This window comes from Winogradskyella sp. PG-2 (assembly GCF_000828715.1).
In the GTDB taxonomy this organism is placed as follows: Bacteria; Bacteroidota; Bacteroidia; order Flavobacteriales; family Flavobacteriaceae; genus Winogradskyella.
Genome location: NZ_AP014583.1, coordinates 3333150 through 3350312 on the forward strand (window position 1 = coordinate 3333150; position 17163 = coordinate 3350312).

8 protein-coding genes are annotated in these 17163 nt (G+C 32.9%); 1 reads left to right on the plus strand and 7 read right to left on the minus strand.

Translation table 11 applies throughout. From position 1 onward, the window contains the following. Window positions 1-12 precede the first annotated feature (12 nt). The 5 genes from WPG_RS15000 to WPG_RS15020 form a co-directional block, all read right to left on the minus strand. Window positions 13-8232: a T9SS type B sorting domain-containing protein gene (locus tag WPG_RS15000; protein WP_045474162.1), complete on the minus strand. Its 8220-nt coding sequence runs from the start codon at window positions 8230-8232 to the stop codon at window positions 13-15. A gap of 69 nt (window positions 8233-8301) precedes the next feature. Then, on the minus strand, window positions 8302-10797 hold the full coding sequence (locus WPG_RS15005; protein ID WP_084221600.1) for a PorP/SprF family type IX secretion system membrane protein: 2496 nt from the start codon (window positions 10795-10797) through the stop codon (window positions 8302-8304). Between the two features lies 1 nt (window position 10798). Next, a complete protein-coding gene (locus WPG_RS15010; RefSeq protein WP_045474166.1) occupies window positions 10799-12259 on the minus strand; it encodes a gliding motility-associated C-terminal domain-containing protein in 1461 nt (486 codons plus the stop codon). A 90-nt stretch (window positions 12260-12349) separates the two neighbouring features. Then, a complete protein-coding gene (locus WPG_RS15015) occupies window positions 12350-13669 on the minus strand; it encodes a hypothetical protein (RefSeq protein ID WP_045474168.1) in 1320 nt (439 codons plus the stop codon). 273 nt (window positions 13670-13942) lie between these two features. Then, entirely contained in the window at window positions 13943-14395 is a 453-nt protein-coding gene (locus WPG_RS15020) for a hypothetical protein (protein ID WP_045474170.1), read from the minus strand. A gap of 547 nt (window positions 14396-14942) precedes the next feature. On the opposite strand from WPG_RS15020, the gene WPG_RS15025 reads away from it, so the two are divergent. Next, a complete protein-coding gene (locus WPG_RS15025; protein ID WP_045474172.1) occupies window positions 14943-15533 on the plus strand; it encodes a hypothetical protein in 591 nt (196 codons plus the stop codon). Between the two features lie 77 nt (window positions 15534-15610). On the opposite strand, the gene WPG_RS15030 is transcribed toward WPG_RS15025, so the two are convergent. After that, window positions 15611-15871, minus strand: a complete 261-nt coding sequence (locus WPG_RS15030) for a hypothetical protein (RefSeq protein ID WP_045474174.1) — start codon at window positions 15869-15871, stop codon at window positions 15611-15613. Continuing rightward, a complete protein-coding gene (locus WPG_RS15035; protein ID WP_045474176.1) occupies window positions 15826-17025 on the minus strand; it encodes a hypothetical protein in 1200 nt (399 codons plus the stop codon). The genes WPG_RS15030 and WPG_RS15035 overlap by 46 nt, the downstream gene beginning before the upstream one ends. Window positions 17026-17163 lie beyond the last annotated feature (138 nt).

Here is a 17163-nt window from a genome sequence, read left to right on the forward strand (position 1 = left end):
TTTTTATTATGCTTATCTATAAAGGGTAAAATGTCCAACAAATTCTTTAACATATTCAGAATCATTAGTTTTTACTACAAACCAATAATCTCCTGTAGGTAACTCTGTACCATTGTATCTTCCATCCCAAACTTCACCAACACGATAGGTTGCTATTTTCCGACCATAGCGATCAAAAATATCGAAGGTTAAATTTGGATAGTTTTCTACACATCCTGGTGACCAAGTGTCAGTTACACCATCTCCATTAGGTGTAAACCAATTAGGAATACAGATATCTTCAAACTCTAATTCTATTTGAGCTGTAGCAATACATCCAGCACTATCAGTAACTGTTACTGTATACAAACCAGATTCAGTAATTGTATAAACATTAACATCACCATAATCTTCACCATTCATAGTAAACTGATAACCACCAGCACCTCCATTAGCAATAGCTGTAAACTCATTCAATTCACTTTCAGTAAGAGTTAAAGTAACAGGTTCATAACTCTCTATATCAAATAGTTCTGTCCTCTGAATACAACCATTGGTATGCCTCACATCTATATAATAACCATTTCCTATTGGTACATTTGTAAAGATGTTACTGGTTTGGTATGTACCACCATCTAACGAATAATCTAAATCTGAAGGATCAGTAATAGAATCATCTACAGTTACGGTAAGAATGTTGCTTTGCTCATTATTTTCACAGATATACTCTAGAGTTAATTCTGGATTAATGATTACAGCTTCCGGGAATGTAATATTCCATGATGATTCACAACCCAATACATCACGTACGTATACGATATGGTCTCCACCGCCCAATCCTGTAAATTCGAATTGTGTTTGTGTTGCAGTTCCTGTTGTATAAGGACCATCATAATTATCTATACTGACACTATATGGTAAACTTCCGCCAGAAATATCTACACTAACTTCTCCGTTACCTTCACCTTCACATACCTCAGGGAATAATGAATCCGCTACAATACTCAGAATTACTGGTACAGGCTCAACAATTGTAAAATCAAAAGTTAAATAACAACCCAATTCGTCCTGAACAATTATTGTATAATCATCTGGCGAAAGATTTTCAAAAACATTATTTTCAAAAAATTGATTTAATTGCGGTGAAATTGCATATTTGATAATGCCAGTTCCACCAGATGCTGTAATTTCTACAGATCCATTATCTGTTCCTGGACATGTAATATTATTCACATTAATAGAAGCATCAAGTGGTGCTAAAGGCTCAATAATAGTTATTATTGCAGTAGTTTCATTACAATCACCACTTTCTACCATAACTCTATAATCATCAGCAACCAAATCCGTAAAATAACCAGGACTATTTTGTGTTGCAGGAATAGTGTTTCCTAAACCATCTTGAAGCGTATACACATAATTTCCAAGTCCACCTTGTGCAGTTGCTGAAATAGAGCCATTATTATCACCTGTACAATTAATTGTAGGATTAGTAGCATCTAAATTGATCACTAAGTCTGGTAATGGATCTATTGTTATTCCGTTTGAAACACTAGATATACAGCCATTAGCATCTCTTACATAATATTCATAAGTGCCAGCAGATACAATAAATGTAGTTGATGATGTAAATGTTCCTAATGTTGTAGTAAATGTACTATCATCACTATATGAATAAGTTCCTGTTCCACCTGTTGCACTTAAGGTTAAAGATGAAGAAACAGTACATGTTTGTGAGGTAGCTAAAACTAAATTTGCCTCTATTGGTGTTGGCTCAGTAATTATGATATCTAATGATGTCATTTCACAATTAAAACCATCCGTAATTGTAATAGAGTAAGTACCAACACCTAAATCGGTAAACGTATTAGATGTTTGCGGCCCAGATGAGCTCACGGTTGGTAAAATAGTATTAAGTGTATACCTATAATTAGTGCCTTGTCCACCAGTAACTGTTGTTACTGTTATACTTGCATCCTGATCACCAAAACACGATAACAAAGTTGTACTTGGAGTAAACGTTGCTGTAATTGGTGTAGGTTCGTCTAATGTTATAGTTTCTGAAATAATACAACCTTCTGCATCTCTAACATTTACAGTATATGTTCCAGCTGATAAATCCGTAAATACATTGTTTGCTGCATACGTAATAGTTGCATCACCAGTCAATTCATACTCATAATCTCCCCAACCACCATTTGCAATAGCAGTAATTGTACCTTGGTTGTTATTACAAGTGACATCAGCAGTTTCAGAAAGTGTGAGTGTTAAGTCTACTGTAGGTGAAGCTATAATTACATTTGCTGTGTTAGAACAAAATGGTATTGCAGTTTCAGTTATTACTACTGAAAAGGTACCAGCTAGCATTCCTGTTACAGTTTCAGGGTTTGTAGATGTGTTTGCATTTATAACTCCAGTAACCGAAGCACCTAAGTTATCAAAGACCTCATATGTGTAAGCTCCTGAATAATTTGTAATATTAATATCGAAAGCTCCACTATTATCACCAAAACAAGTGACCACAGTTGGAGTTAATGTAAATGTTGGAATTACAGCCTCTGGAACAGAAATTGTAACATCTGTTGTACACAATGTTACAGCATCGGTTACCGTTGCAGTATAAATTCCTGATGGTACTCCTGAATATATATTTCCACTTAAACTTATTGATGCTGGATTTGGGGAAATAGTATAAGTATATGAACCCGATCCACCAGATTCGTTAATTGTAATTTCTCCATCATCATTATTACATGAAGGTAATGCCGTAACATCAGCTGTAATATCTATTGGCTCAGAAATATCAACTGAAACTAAGTTTCCACAACCATTAACATCTTGTATTTCTATAGTATGTGTACCAGCAAATAAATTAGATAATGTAAATGGTGCTGTTTGTGTTTGAAATGCTCCTCCATCAATGCTATAACTGTAAGGAGGAATTCCTGCAGTATCAAGCGTTACGTCTATTTCATAATTACCATCAGTTACTTGACATGTATTAGTTAACACAGCAGAAATTAAAGGTGTTGGATCACCAGGTAATACAAGTACTGGACTAGATACAATACATCCATAACCATCTATAGCATGCACATAATAGTTTCCAGCATTCATATTGAATACACTTGTTGAAGCCCAGTTTGTGTCTGATGCTAGTGGAGTAGTAGCTGTTGTTGTAATTTGATATTGGTATGGTGCTGTTCCATCTTGTGCAATAGCACTTATAACTCCAGAATTTGGATTACAATTTGCATTTTGATCTACAGTAGCATCTAAGTTAAGTAGAATTGCAGATTCTGTGATATTAAATGGAGGTGTAACAATACCACAACCAGCATTTGGACCAGAAGTTTCGCTAATTGAAACGTAATAGTTACCAAAAGATAATGGCCCTAAGTCAGAAACCGTTAATGAGCCATTTGCAGGCACAGAACCAGATCCTGTTACACCAGTGCTTACTTGAGATAAAGAATCAAAGATTTCGTAATTTACATTTACAGCACTTGAATAGCTGCTATTAATTGTAAAAGATACATTCCCATCTGCACTACCAGTACAGGTAATATTATTTGCACTAACTGCTGTAGCTGTTAATGTAGAATTTGTTGGTATAGGTGTAGTTGCAGGTTCATAGTAGCTACAAAGTGTAGACGCATCATAAACAATAAATGTGTAAGTAACTCCTGGTGTTAAACCTGTAAATGTTGCAGACTGACTTAAAGGAGCATCTTCTGGTAACCAAGATCCTGGTGGGTTTGGATATACAGAAATTGGTCCTTGATAAATACTGAAGAAAAATGGTCCAGCACTAGATAAAGAAGATCCTACGCTTACAATAGCTTTACCACCTGTTGCACAATCTACTGTTGAAGTAATATTAATATCTAAATCAGTTGGAGGTGACGCAACTAGAACATCTTGAATTAATACAGAACATCCATTTGCATCAACAACGTTTATTTGATATAAACCAAAATCAACAACATCAAAGTTTACAGATGTTGACCCTGTAACATTTATTTCTGAATTATTATACCCATTTGATCCTGTAACAAAATAATTATAGGGTGCTGTTCCACCTGTTACAGAATTTATAATTACTGAGCCTTGAGAAACTCCACCAGCACTACATGTAATATCAACAGTTTGATGATCCACTGCAATAGGATCTGGTTCATCAATAGTAATAGTTTCAGTTGCTGTACAAGAATTTGCATCAGTTAAAGTTACTGTATAAGTTCCGGCTGGTAAATTTGTTACTTGGGTTCCATAATTTGTACCTGTAGTATCATTATTTACATTTATGGTATAAGGTGGTGTACCAACAGTAGTATCTATTGTAATATCTAATCCACTATTTGAATCACCATTACATAGTATCAGTTTTCCTTGAACTACCAAACTAATCTCTGGTAGAGATAATGGATTTACCGTTATAACTGAAGATTCTGCTATACATCCATTAGCGTCTGTGATTTGAATTTGGTACTCGCCAGCAGTAACTGCAGAATATGTAAATGGAGAAACTGTGGCACCTAATGGTGAATAAGAACTACCATTTAAAGACACTGAGTAAGTGTATGGTGCAGTACCAGTAATAGTTCCAGTAATCACGGCATCAGGATTTACTGTACAATCTAAGCCTTCTGATAATACAACATTTACAGTTGGAGTAGGAATAGGGTCGATTGTATAAGATTCAGAATAGATACATTCGTTTTCATCTCTAACTTGGAATGTATAGGTTCCTGGTTCTAATACTGAAAATACATTTGATGTTTGATATGCTGTTGCAGCGACAGTTGGTGCAATAATTTGATATTCTAATACACCAGTTCCTCCAGTTGTAGATGTAATAGTAACATCTGATGTGTTTGATGGACATGTTACTGGTGAATTGTCGAATTCTAAATCTGTCGGTGGGTTTAAAGCATCAATTGTAATTTCATTTGTAATCGAAGTACAATCATTAGTATCTCTAATAGAAATTGTATATGTGCCTTGTGTTAAATCTGAAAATTCGTTACTGGTTTGAAATGTAACTCCATCTATACTATATGTGTAAGGAGCAACCCCACCAGTAACATTAGTTACTGTTATAGTTCCGTTTCCTATACATGTAAATCCTGCAGTTAATTCTGCTGTTCCAGAAATTGCTGTATTTTCATTAATTGTTACAATTTGCGTATTTGTAGTACATACTGATGATCCTGATGTGTATTGAATTACTACATCATAATCTCCTGTTATAAGTCCTGTGAACACAGATGAATTCACAAAAGTTGCTCCACCATCTATGCTATACTCAATGCTATTTCCATTAGGATTTGTCACATTTATAGTTAATGATCCTGTATCTCCTGACCCTCCACACTGAATGTCTTCAGTAGTTATATTAAAATCTGGTTCTGGTATAGCATCTACATTAATTGTTGTATTTGCACTACAGTTGTTAGAATCAACAACAGTAATATTATAGACTCCTGCTGAAGTAACCACTATTTCTGGTACTGACTGAAAAACAGTTGTACTATTTACAAAATAAAAGTAAGGTGGTGTTCCACCTTCTGGATACACTGTAATTTCACCATCAGAACATGTTAGTGGTATTGTAATGGCAGCTGTAACTGTTAGTATAGGAGGTTCAACTATAGTAACATCTTCAGAATATGTACATCCATTTTCAGTTTGCAATGTAACTGTATAAGTTCCAGCATTAAGATTATCAAAAGTGTAATTGTTATCCACAATAGGTCCTACACTATTTACTAAAGTAGCACCATTATATAATTCATATGAGTATTGTGGATCTGCATCATTGGCAGCAATTTGAATCCTTCCCTTTTCACTAAAACATAACGGCTGATTTACCGTAGTTGTAGCAGTAAAATCCCTATCTCTTATTAAGACATCTGGTACAGTAAATATACAAGGGTTAGTTGGCACACCAATTTGTCTAATGTAAACTGTATAAGTTCCAGCAGTATTTACTGAGAAGATATTACTTGGTTGGTAAGTCGTTCCGTCTAAACTATATTCGTAATCTGAAGGGACACCACTAACTGTAATGTTTCCATTTGTAGTACAAATTATATCTGTTGAATTTACAGTTGCATTCAACAAGTTTTCATAAACATTGAAATAGAACTGATTGAAGCAACCACCAGGATAATTGATGGTTAATCTAAATTGACCCGCAGAATCTGCTAAAAAACTTGAGCCAGTTCCAACTTCATTCCAATTACAAGCTGCATCTTCGTTAGCACAATCTGTATCTGTAACTGCAGCACAGCTAGATTCATCGAGGAGTTCCCAAATTATAGATGTTGAATCTGATATATTTGTTTCAATAAACCTTGAATCATCAGCTCCACATAAGAAAATATTAGGTAATAACTTCCCATCGTTAGGGCAAATGACCACTTCATCAGCATAGGGAATTACAGGATTAGTAATATCACCACCGAAAAGTTGAACATTAAACTCTTGCTCTATTGATTGACAAGGAGCAATAGCTGTATTAAACGAATAATATGTACCTTCTGAGTTTACGGTAATGGTTTGTGTAGTTCCTATTACTGGTGTACCTGAAGGGCTTGAAGACCATGAATAAGAATCGTAATCGTTTGCTGCTGTTAATTCTATACTGTTACCACATAGCACAATATCTTCTGTAAAAGTACAATCTAAATCTGCTAAAAAATTAGTAGCTTGAGGTGAGAGTAAACACCCAGTATTACTATTTAAACTTGGGTCATCCGTTATTTGAAACGAAGGGTTTAAAGTACCATTATATGTTGCAAAGGCTTGATTATTAATAATATTTGAACAGGCATCAGCTAATTGATTACATTCATCAACTACTTGTGCTTCAATTCGGATTTCATAAGCTGGGTCTCCCTCTTCAACAAGTGAATTATCAATATCAAAAACTAATTCTCTAGTGACTGGATTATAACTTGCAACAGTAACACCAGCAGGTAGAACTAAATCATTTGGATGATCGTAAATTATATTAATCGGAAGAATATCTCTAATCTGAAAATTTGTAGCATCATCATTTCCTGTATTTTGAAAGCCTATAACATAGTTTAGTGAAGATCCAAGACCAACTAGTTGACCACCAATATCATTTCCAAAATCATCTTCAACGATTTTTGTGAGTACAATATTTGGCTCTATTATCTCTACAGCAAATGCAAAGAAATAAGGAAAATAGGTGTCACCGCTAGTTTCTAATCGAATGGTTCCAGAAGTCGCATCGTTGGAAATAACTGAATTTCCAGGGTTTGGAATTGCTATTACACCTGTATCAAAACCCAATGTATTTTCACTATTTGGAACTCTATTATTAACAGGTAACGCACTTAATTGTGTTACAGAACTATTAAAAAAGTTTCTTTCTGGTCTATCAGCTGTTGATAAACTTACACCATTAAGTCTTAATCTATCACCTAAAATAGGACTATCACCCTCTAGAGTAGCAAAAGCAAAGTTTGCTCTTACTGGCGCTGGTGCTGGTATTGTTCTAAATCCAGAAACAGGTACATCTAACGTAGGATTTCCACCAGGTACACTAATAGCACTGAAACCATCAAAACTTGTAATTGATTTTCCAGGAAGCGTAGGGTCTTCGTAAACAATAAATAATGACCAACCAGCCGATTGGCCGGTACCGTTAAATGGATCGAATGTTGAAGTCTCACCTTCAGCAGATGATACATTAGCAACAGTATATGTACCTAAATCAACACCGCTACCATAACTCGTAACAATAGAAGTAACATCGGCAAAGCAAGCATAAGAAAAACTATCACCACCATCTACAGAACTACCATTAGCATCATATATTACAGTACCAGTTATGTCATTATAGTCTCCAATTGGACCTTTAAATTTTACATCAGTTATTGGCTCGCTGCCAGGGTTTACCGCTCCCCAATATAAACCTGCATAGATGATTCTATAACAATTTGGGTTTGGTATTTCTAAATCGGCACTCGAGGAGCTAAAGGTTGATATATCAGCATCAATATCAATATATCTCATATCTACGTTATGATTATATACTGAGTTATTATTAAATGGATTATTATCAGGGCCAAGGATATTGTTTCCAATTAATACAATATCTCCTTTTAAATCTTGATCAAATCTAGGAACAAAAGGTTGGTAGTTTTGAGCATAAGTATGTACCCCAATACATAACAATATAGCAGTAAATACTAGTCTAGAAAAAGTAGGTTTTTTCATGATATTTATTTTAGTTTTCTTTAAATTTTTCGAGGGCAGTAAAAAGCTTAAAGAAGTGCTTAACTTATATTAATTTTCAATTTTCACGAGGGACATTTTTATGTTATACGGTCTATTTCCTTTAGATTTCATGGCTTCATTAGCCTGTTCAATACTATTAAACTTGTCGTAATAGATATAATATTTACTTGTAGTAATATCGTAGAAGAAATCCATATCTGTTCTACCAGAAGCGATGACTTTAGTTACAAATTCATTTCTTTTGTTAACGTCGCTATGAACTGCTATTATTAAATAATAACCGCTTTCTACGTTATTAATGTTCTTTAAAATCTTAATATTATTTCCTTGATCTTCACCAAAATTAAAGTCTGATGATTTTAAAGCTTCATTACTGATTGCTGTTGTTCTCTTAATATTTTTTAGCATTGATCTGTCTTGGGCATATCTGTCATCTTGATTATCAAAGGCTGCACGTTTAATTCGCCTTCTCTTCTCATATTCAGTTGCTACTTTAATAGATTCTAAACGAGTTTCTAATTTCGTTTTTGTTGCTATTGCTGTTAACTGTTCCGATTGTAAACGTTTAATCTCTTTTTTATAATAAAGCGTAACCTCATCAGCTGTAAAACCAACAACTTTTGATCGCTCATCATATAATCGCTGAAGTTTCTCAATTTTATCATTGCGATCTACGATAACATTATCTAAGTCTAATTTAATAGCATTTAGTTTGTTGTTTTCTTCCTTAACACTTTTAAAAGGTTTAGGTTGAACAGTTATACCTTGATCACTTAAATCATTTTCTTCTTTTAAATCTTTAAGATCCTTGTCTTTAACATTAACAATCTCATCAAATTTCTTTAAAAGATCATTTTGTTCTAATTTAGAATCCTCAGTTGACTTGGCAATATCCTTCATAGTTTTACCAAGTTCGTCTTTTGGATTAGAAATTAATTCGTCTTTAGCTTTCTCATCTGCCAATTCTTTAGCTCTTTGAGCAGCTTCTTCTTTTGCTTTATTTTCTGCTTCCTCTATAACCTTTTGTTGTGCTAACTCTTTGGCTATTGCTTCAGCCTCTTCTTTTGCTTTTTGATCCGCTAATTCTTTTGCTATGACTTCTGCTTCCACATCAGCTTTTTGTTGTGCTAGTTCTTTAGCTCTTTGTACAGCTTCTTCCTTAGCTTTTTGGTCTGCTAATTTCTTGGCTTTTGCTTCTGCAGCTTCTTTAGCAATTTGATCAGCTAATTCTTTAGCTCTAATAGTAGCCTCTTCCTTAGCTTTTTGATCTGCTAATTCTTTTGCCTTAGCTTCTGCTTCTTCTTTGGCTTTTTCTTCTGCAGCTTCTTTAGCACGTTGCTCTATTAATAGTTTTGCACGTTCTGCTGCTCTTTCCTTAGCCATTTTTTCAGCTTCTATCTTAGCTTCTGCCTCAGTTTTTCTTTGAGCTCTTTGTTCTTCTTTAAGTCTTGCTTTTTCTTCAGTTTCCTTTTTAGCAAGTTTTTGAGCTTCTGTATCTAACTTAGCTTTCGCTCTTCTTTCTGCAGCTCTTTCTCTAATACCTGCTAGTTCTTCTTGTGACATTTCAACTACAGCGTTCTTCTTTTTAGTGAATAATCCACTAACTTTTTCATCTCCACTATAGTCATATGTTTTCTTAGGAATAAATCTGTAGGCTAAAGTAATTTCATGAGAAGATCCGAATTCTACTAATTCACCAATAGATTTTTCAATATTGTATTCTAATGCAATCTGTTTTGTTATGTTTAATCCTAAACCAACAGAAACTCCATAAACATTGTTATAACCTACTTGCAACCAAAGGCCCTTAGGAACATTTAGCATAGCTAAACCAGAAATAATGGTTTCATCTTTTCTAAATTCTGATTTCAACATTGCAGTAAACTTTGCGTCATCAAAAAAACCACGACCATTAAAATAGCCTGTATGCATTACATGGGCTTGTATGCCTTGCTTAGGATTATCTTCAATAAGTAGTGAAGACTTGAAATTATAAAGTACTAAGTTGTTAATTGAGACGCCAAAATCTAAAAACTTTGTACCATAATTAATGCCAGGATTTACAGTAAGTAAAAAGTTTGATGGTGCATTTTGTAATGAAGGATCATCAAAATTTGTAATAACATTAGACATGTTAACCCCACTTTTATAGGCACCAACATTAAGTCCAAAAGTTAAGTTGCTATCTGTATTCAATTTTGCATTATACGCGAAGTTTAATAACCCGCCAAATGTGGTTAATACTCCATAATTTTGTTGAAATACAGCTATTCCAGCTCCAATTTTTTCAGTAAAACGACCAGAATAACTTGCCAAATAAGTTTCAGGAGCATTTTCAAATTGCCTCCATTCAGTTTTATTATTTATACTTAAATATTTATGTTGTTCTCTAACAAAACTAAACGTAGGATTAATAGCATAGCGATTAAATACTAAAGAATTTCTTATTGGTAAATCTAAGGCTACAATACCATCATCTTCTTGAGGGAAGACCATCTGCAAAGCGCAGCATATAACTAATATGGTCAAAAGATATCTTTTCATATTATTTCACTATAGTTATAGAGCCTTGTTTTGTTTCAAGGTCTTGGGTTGTTATGATATAATAGTATAGTGTATTAATACTTGTAAGTTCTAATTGGTTTTCTGGCCAATTGTTTAGATAATTTATGGTTTGAAATACCACTTTTCCACGATCATTTAAAATCTGAACTTCTGTATTTGTTCCCATTGTATATTGTTGTGGAATTACCCAAGTGTCGTTTATGCCGTCACCATTTGGACTAATAACATTTGGGATTTTTGGAACATCAGGAAAAGGATCTTGTTGTTCTTCTAACACAAATTCATATGCTTTTGAAGCCACGCACCCAGATGTTTCAGTAATTACAACTTTATAGTCACCAAACTCAGAAACCTCATATGAATCTGTAGTTTCACTAGAAATTAATGTGTTATTATAGTACCATTCAAATTCAGGACTTGTAGCAGATGTTGTAACTGTAACCATTATGCTTTCTCCAGATTCTATAGTATTAATGTCATCTACATTTATAGAACTATCAAATAATTCGCTTACCAGATCTATCGAGCCAGAAGCTGAACAATCTCCAAGATCTACTTGAACAGAAAATGTACCTGATTCATCAGTTTGATACATTTGCCCAGTAGCTTCAGGTATAATGATGCCATCTTTAAACCATATATAATTATTACCGCCAATAGTACTTAATGTTGTCATTCCTTGCTCTGGACAATACGGATTACCCAAACTCGATGCAATTGTAATATCCGCTTCACCAGAGGTAGCTTCTGATATAGTAACACGATTAGAAAATGAATCTGAAGTACAAGAGCCATAATTTGTTTCTACAAAATATGTGCCTTCAACACTTACAGATAAAGTGGAACCTTCTGCTACAAAAACAGATGTTGTTGCACTTGTTTCTTTATACCAATTATATGTTAAACTAGGATAGAGTAGTGGTGAATCATTTGATCCAGATCCTGGATTGTCAATGGCAAGTAAATAACTTCCACCAGTACAAAAAGCACCAGTTGATACTAAATTATTAATAGTAAAAGGTGAATCTTGTAATTTATAATAAGCTGCAAAATCAGCAGATGGAGTACTTGTAGCAACAGGAGAGCTACTTTTTATTCTAATTTTATAATTTTCACCACCTGTAGTTTCAGGTAATGAGAAAGATAAGGTTGCAGGAGACTCGGTTACAGACCCAGCAGCAGATGTATAAACTACAGTTGGCTCAGAGAAATCACCGACAGCATTTGATAATTCTATACTAAACTGATTAGTAGAATTTAATTCAGATTCTGGTGAAAATATAAATGTTGCACTAAAAGTATTAAACGATGCACTAGCACAAGCCTGACTAAATTCAAGGTTTGGTGTACCAATAACTATTTGAGCATTTATATGCCCTTGAAGAACAAAAGCAAATAAGAACAGGTAAATATATAGTTTTACAATAGTAGGTTTATGCATGTAGGTATTATTAAAACTATCTATTTCATAAGTACGTTTAGTTAGGTGTAATACTTATAATATAGATAATATTATGGTAAATTTGGGCTTTTAATCGTCATCATCGTCATCAAATAAATCGTTAGATGCAATAATTTTATTCACTCTTAATCTAAAATCTGGGTATGATTTATTGTCCGATTCTATAAATGTTTCATAATCTGGACCTTTGGAGTATAGATTATCAAATGCTCTGCTGCCATACCAACTCTCTAAATCGTCATTATTGGTATATCCTTCTCTAAAAATATTTCCCTCACAATTATTAAAATATGTTCTAGTGAAAGTTATTTTTTCTAGATTTGGTCCATTAATTTTAATCTTGTCATCCAATATTACTGCGGGATTAAATCCAGAAATCACACTTTTGTCAATTGAAAACGCAGCGTCTTCACCTATATAAATAGCTTCTTGAACTAGACCTACTTTAACATCAGATTCTAAATCATCTGAAACATTAACTAAAGTTAGGTTTTCAGCATTTACATAAGTTGATTTTTTTATAGAGTTTACATTTTCTAAATTATCAAATGAAGAAACATATAAACATCTTGAGCCATCAGCACTAGACACATAAGGTGATCTAATTGCTAGTGAGTTAACTATATTACATTGTGTACCATGATTAAACTCATAATCATTTTCATTAGATCTATAGGAAACCATTTTTGTCATAACTAGGTCACCTCCAAGAATATTAAAAGAGTTTCCTTGACAATAGCTTACCATAATATTGTCTAGAACAGTGTTGAGACCTATTCCTGCTATTGTTAATCCATTGAAGTTGCCATATTCTCTTGTCTTCTTACCAGCATATTCAATTCTTACAAATTTTAAAATGCCAGAACTATCATCTGCATTATCTCCACCATAGCTGATACTTTCAAATGATGATGGACGTAAACCATAATCGATAGCTGCTTTATTTCCGAATAGGTTAGTTGGTGCTCCGCCTAGAATAAATAGCCCACCCCAATCTCCGGGTTTCTTATCGCTTTTGTTAGATGTAAAAACTATGGGATCTGTTTTAGTCCCTTCTGCAATTATTTTACAGCCTCTGCTAATAGTAAGTGATCCTTTAGTTTTAAAATCACCAAATATTATAGTTCCCGGCTCTATTGTTAGTGTTGAGTTATTTGTAACGAACACATCTCCTAGTAAAAGATAAATATTACTTTTTGTTAGTTTGGTATTTTGAGAAATATTACCACTTAATATTTGAGTCGGTTGGTTATAATCTTTTTTGTTTGGTTTAAAATCTGTCCAAGTATTAAGCCAATTGTCATAGCCAATGATTCCTTTTTCTTGCTGGGCAAATGAATTGCTTATAAGCAAAAGAAATATGAGCGCGGTTGTAGTAAATTTTTTCATAGCCGTTGTATTCTTTGTTTAGATTATTTACGTTTTAACTATATAAATTCAAACATAAGGACTTTACCTACGAAATACAAATATTATCGACGTAATGCACATATTTATTAATTGTTTAGTACTTTTCTTACCAAATTAACTAAACTTAGTAGTATTTAGAACTCACTTATTTCTAACTACAAATTAAGAGGTTCTTAAAATTTAGATGAATAAAAAAAACCTTGATCAGAATGTGACCAGGGTTTTTCAAAACAAAACTATATAAACAACTAATTAATCTTTTTTGAAATCTTCGTAAGTATGCAAGGATTTCAATGTTGATTCATAAAACAAAATAGCCGCAATTAAATCCGTAGTATCGGAATAGGGCAATATTTTCTTTTGAAATTCTATTGTACTGTCAAAATAATTATCTGAAGCTTCAATATTCTCTTCTAAAGCTTTTTTATTATCTTTTGTTTCAGGTATTCCCAGAGATTCCATTGTCACTCCAGGCTTAGTTGCAAAAGCTATATTTGGCAGAATATTTACTATAACTTCTATACGCTCTATATATAAAACAAGTAGCTCTCCTTTAGGCATTTTTTCTAAAGTTGATCTATTATGGTATTTAGCGATATTTACTTTACCACTAATTATACTTTGAGATTCTCCTTTTTTCTGAGCAAAACTCATGCTTATTGTTATTAAAAACATAGCCGAAAATAGGGCAAATTTGGTCTTCATGTTCACGTTATTTAATTAATCTAATTGTAACAAATCTAGACAAATTATTGTATAAAACAATTAAAATATTGCTTTTTTAGAAAAATAATTTTAACACTTTAAGTGCATTTATCATGGATAAACTGTGATAATACTGGATTAAAAGCATATTTAATCGATGAAATACATAATGAAATTTTAACATAATTCTATTATAAATCTATACAATAAAATCTAAATATTTCATAGAAATTATAACTATTCAGCCAAACTATGTTACTCAATAATCAACCTTTTTTTAGCTTAATGGGCATGCCATTATTAGTACAACTTTTATCTTCAGATATATAATTTAAACTAAACTTTATATTCTTTAAAATTAAGCCTTTCAAGATTCTAATTTTTAATGCTTTTAATTAAATATCTTTCTAAGATTGATATTATATGTATTTCAACGATAATATTTACATTATCATTCATTTTAACTATAAAAAAAGGTGTTCGCATCTTTTTTTATGATTTAGGTTATAAAACTTAGATTTTTGTTAAGCCCAAAATACTTTAACCTATGAAAAATCTATCCACATTATTCTTTCTTATCTATTTTTACAGTGCTATTCATCCTTTAAATGCACAAGTAAATCAAAGTCCTATTTATGATCGTGCAGAGCATCAGTTAACAAACACTGATACTATTCCTGACTACAGATCTAAAACTAATAAGTTAAAACTAACTGGAACTATATACCAAAGTGATGGTATAACACCAGCTAAAGATGTTATTTTATTTATAGAACAACCAAATGAGGATGGTGATTTTGAATTAAGAAACGAAGGTGACAGCCGTTATGTCTTACACAGAAGTTGGGTAAAGACTGACGCTGATGGTAGGTTTACATTTTATACGTTTGTACCAGGAAATGATAGACGATATAATCAATTACAACAAATATTTCCTCTTATAAAAGAAGCTTCACATCAAGAATATAAATTAGAAACATTCTTATTCGATAATGATCCTTTATTAACTAAGCGTTGTCGTAAAAGAATTTCAAAGAAAAGTGATACTTCTAGAATTTTGAAACTTAAAAAAGAAGAAGAGATTTTAGTAGCACAAAAAGATATAGTCTTAGCTTCAAATACTACTAAGACAAAATAGAATATTGCTAAGAACCGCAAACTTAACAATGAAAGTAGCCAACTCGTATGAGTTGGCTTTTTTACTTTAAGAATTAGTTAAAAACTGTTCCCTTGTAAATTAAGATCATTAATGGCATTAGAAATTTCATAACCTAATCTTAAGCCTTCAATAGCATCTTCTTCAATATGCACGCCTAACGGTACACGAGAATATGCATTTTCTTGAGCCATTTCAGTAAATGAGCTGAAACTACGTGGTGTACTGTTAAATGTTGTAGTTCCAAAATTACTATACGTGTTATCTGTAAAATCTATATTATCGGTCTCAAAAAATGATATAAATACACCTGCAGACACACCAGCAAATGTAGCATGACCAGATGGATAACTTGGAAAGGCAGGATTAACGCCATCAATAAACCTAGATAAGTTTGTCGTAAATCAGCGTCAATATACTCAGTAATATAGTTGCTTGGACGTTCTTTATTATAAGTGTATTTATCATCCCAAGCAGAAACTGCAGCATCATTCAATGCAAATCCTAATCTTAGTAAAAGCTCTAACGCTTTATCATAATCTAAATCGTATTGCTCAATTAATTGATTAGTAATAGAATATTGTCTTCCCGGTGGACTTATCATTAAACCTTCTACGTCATCAGCCCAAAACTCAGCTATCCATAAATCTTCGTTACCATTTGCTGCTGCACCATTGATTTGGTAAACTTTATTCATCTGATTATAATATTCACTTGAAGTATCAGTACTATACTGTAAAGCCGAATCAAAGTCAATACTACTAGTTTTTTCAGGTGTAATAGCAAATGTTCTAATTTCTCTCCAATACGGGAACCATGCATCTTCACCTACATTTGCAGACCATAATCCAGTACCTACTGGCGCAACATAACTATTCGGTTTTTGATCTACAATTTGTTCTTCTGCATCTCTATCGCTTTGACTATAGCTGATTACACGTTGGGCGACATGTCTTCCCCAACGTTCTGAGTTTTCAATTTCAGTTTCCGAAAGCCCTTCTATTAAGGAAACTTCTTTTTCATTCTGAAACGTAGAAATGTTTTGTCTTATTCCGGGTTCAAGACTATGCATAAAATGGTCAATTGCTATAGCATAGGTCGTATTTAATGCAAGGTCTAAATTAACATCATCGTCATATACATTTGTATTTATATTAAAACCATTTAATCGTTGTGTGTTTGTCGTATAGTTATCCATAAAAGGTATAGCTGTTTCGAAGCCTGTTAAATGAATGTATGCTAAAGATCTTGTTACTGTATTTGGTCTCATACCAACCGTATATTGGTCTAGTGTTAACCAAAGTTGTCCCCATTCTGCAATAAGTTGTGTGGTGCTGTTTGTTACTACTATTGTTTCATCAAAATCCTCTGAACTGTCTGAATTATCCGTAAAACTATCGTCATTAGAACAGGATTGGAATGTGATTATTAGAATTGAAAAAATTAATATGGGTTTTAAGTTTATTGATTTCATAATGTTGAATGTTTTAGAAATTCGATACACAATAACATCTAGCTTCAGTGTTAATAATTAATTGAAGTCTTTTCTTTTTCTTTGGCCAAAAAGTAATCTTGAAAAGTGTAGTTGTATTATCAATATAAATTCGTTTTT

Excerpts from the sequence above, each read along its gene's own strand:
- WPG_RS15010 (WP_045474166.1), bottom strand. The coding sequence starts at position 12,259 with ATGCATAAACCTACTATTGTAAAACTATATATTTACCTGTTCTTATTT.
- WPG_RS15015 (WP_045474168.1), bottom strand. The coding sequence starts at position 13,669 with ATGAAAAAATTTACTACAACCGCGCTCATATTTCTTTTGCTTATAAGC.
- WPG_RS15005 (WP_084221600.1), bottom strand. The coding sequence starts at position 10,797 with ATGAAAAGATATCTTTTGACCATATTAGTTATATGCTGCGCTTTGCAG.
- WPG_RS15025 (WP_045474172.1), top strand. The coding sequence starts at position 14,943 with ATGAAAAATCTATCCACATTATTCTTTCTTATCTATTTTTACAGTGCT.
- WPG_RS15035 (WP_045474176.1), bottom strand. The coding sequence starts at position 17,025 with ATGAAATCAATAAACTTAAAACCCATATTAATTTTTTCAATTCTAATA.
- WPG_RS15000 (WP_045474162.1), bottom strand. The coding sequence starts at position 8,232 with ATGAAAAAACCTACTTTTTCTAGACTAGTATTTACTGCTATATTGTTA.
- WPG_RS15020 (WP_045474170.1), bottom strand. The coding sequence starts at position 14,395 with ATGAAGACCAAATTTGCCCTATTTTCGGCTATGTTTTTAATAACAATA.